Here is a 1936-nt window from a genome sequence, read left to right as displayed (position 1 = left end):
CTAGTGCTGCTCTGCGGAAGTTCGTGGAGGGGTGTTGATCACGCTGTCTTGAGTGGGGTGCCGTCGTAGGTCCAGCGGTAGGGCTTGGCGGTCTGGTTGTGCCCGATGACGTAGGTGTCCATCTTGTCGATCAGGTCGTCGCGGCTGGCGAAGTCCCCATGCCGGAGGACACGGCGGGTCAGGGCGGAGAAGAACAGCTCGACCTGGTTGAGCCAGGAGGCGTGTGGCGGGGTCCAGTGCACGTGCCAGCGCGGGTGGGCGGCGAACCATGCCTTGGTGTGCTTGGCGGTGTGGGATGAGCCGTTGTCGAGCACCACGTGGATCTCCTTGCCCGGGTCGATCACCGTGTCGAGACGGTCGAGGAAAGCGGTGAAAGTGACCGCGTTGTTGCGGGCGATGGGTTCGGTGAGTACCTCGCCGGTGGTCACGTCGAGGGCGGCCACGATCGAGGCGGTGCCGTGCCGCTGGTACTCGAACTCCTGACGGACGGGAGTGCCGGGGCACGCCGCGCTGGTGGGGTGCTTGCGCGAGCGGGCGGCGATCGCGGTCTTCTCGTCGACCGACAGCACCACCGCTCCGGCGGGCGGGGTGCGATACAGCCGGCAGATGTCCGCGGCCCGGTCCCAGAAGTCGGGGGTTTCGCGGCGGGTGAGCCAGCCGCGCACCCGGTGCGGTTTGAGGTCCAGGTCCGCCAGGATCCGCCCGACCTGGGACGCGGAGATCGCCGCGAACACGGTGCCCGCCACCCGCGTGGCGATCGTGCGGTGGGACCACGTTGATTCCGGGTGCGGTGGAGTGCTGGTGGCGGCGGCCACCACCGCCACGCGCACCTCGCACCCGTACGACCTGGGCCGCCCCGACCGCTTCGCGTCCCCCAGACCACCCGGACCACCGGCGGCGAACCGGCCCCGCCACTTGCGCACCGTGTTCACCGAGATCTCCAGCTCCCGCGCGATGGCACCGTTGGCCAACCCGTCCGCCGCCGCGAGCACGATCCGCGCTCGCAGTACCTGCCGAACCTGCGCTGTCGCCGAAGCCGCCACCTTCTCCAGCCGCGCCCGCACCGGCGCGGTGAGCTCCACCCCAACCGCCCTCACCCCCGCCAACAACCCCCACCCCGTCCACCACCGACCGAGACGGTGATCATGGCGCAGGGTGGCAGCAGCCTGCAGGATGGGGCCGTGCCGAAGAACCCGCCGCCATCGATGCAGGTCTCACTGCGTCAGCGCCTGAACGACCATGCCCGCGCCCGCTGGCCGCAGTTGACCGGTGTGACGGTCCGTTACCGGGCAGGATTCGCCTACGTCACAGGTGAACTGCCCGGCGAGGAACCGCTTCCGCTGTGCCGCCTGCGCTTCACCGGCGTCCTGCACACCTGGGGCTTCGCCCTCTACCTCGCCAGCCGCGACGGCTACGAGGACAACATCCTGCCCAGCGGCTCACCGGCGGGATCTCCCGAGGACGCACTGGACTGCGCCTGCACTCTGTATCTCGGCGACCCCGCCGGGCGACTCCTGCCCGACCCGTCGACCCCGGCGCTCCGGCCTTGAAGCTCCCCGCGCTGCCCGCACGAGTCACGTGGCACGACACGGACACGGCTGCCTTCCCCTACGCGGCCCGGGCCGACGGACGTTGGTGGGTCCTGCGCCTCAACGACTTTCCCGAGCATCCGCTCCACACCCTGTTCATCGACGCGCAGGTCATCGGTGACATGGACGACGTCCCAGCCGCCTGGCGCCTGCTGTCCCGGGCAACACTCCCCGTTCTCACCGCGCCGGACCGTGCGGAGGTCCTCCGCCTCATGGCCGGCCTCGGTCCTTACGGGGCCGAGGCCAACACCCCGTGCACGGGCGACTGGTGCACCTGCAGCATCCTCACCGACGAATACGCCGCCAGGCCCAACACCCCTCCACGAACTTCCGCGGAGCAGCACTAG

The 1936-nt window shown here is 70.1% G+C and carries 3 protein-coding genes; 2 read left to right on the top strand and 1 reads right to left on the bottom strand.

Annotated features, from left to right (window positions below; translation table 11 throughout):
- Nucleotides 1-38 precede the first annotated feature (38 nt).
- Complete coding sequence (locus ACIRPK_RS36830; RefSeq protein WP_403047305.1) at nucleotides 39-1082, bottom strand: IS630 family transposase; 1044 nt, start codon at nucleotides 1080-1082, stop codon at nucleotides 39-41.
- A 99-nt stretch (nucleotides 1083-1181) separates the two neighbouring features.
- Between ACIRPK_RS36830 and ACIRPK_RS36825 the strand changes: the two genes are divergently transcribed.
- Nucleotides 1182-1550: a hypothetical protein gene (locus ACIRPK_RS36825; protein ID WP_403047303.1), complete on the top strand. Its 369-nt coding sequence runs from the start codon at nucleotides 1182-1184 to the stop codon at nucleotides 1548-1550.
- The gene (locus ACIRPK_RS36820; protein WP_403047301.1) at nucleotides 1547-1936 is read left to right on the top strand and encodes a hypothetical protein; all 390 of its coding nucleotides are present in this window, start codon (nucleotides 1547-1549) and stop codon (nucleotides 1934-1936) included. The genes ACIRPK_RS36825 and ACIRPK_RS36820 overlap by 4 nt, the downstream gene beginning before the upstream one ends.

The organism is Kitasatospora sp. NPDC101801 (genome assembly GCF_044766665.1).
In the GTDB taxonomy this organism is placed as follows: domain Bacteria; phylum Actinomycetota; class Actinomycetes; order Streptomycetales; family Streptomycetaceae; genus Kitasatospora.
The sequence above is the reverse complement of the archived record's forward strand: the minus strand, read 5'-3'. Positions and strand labels throughout refer to the sequence as shown.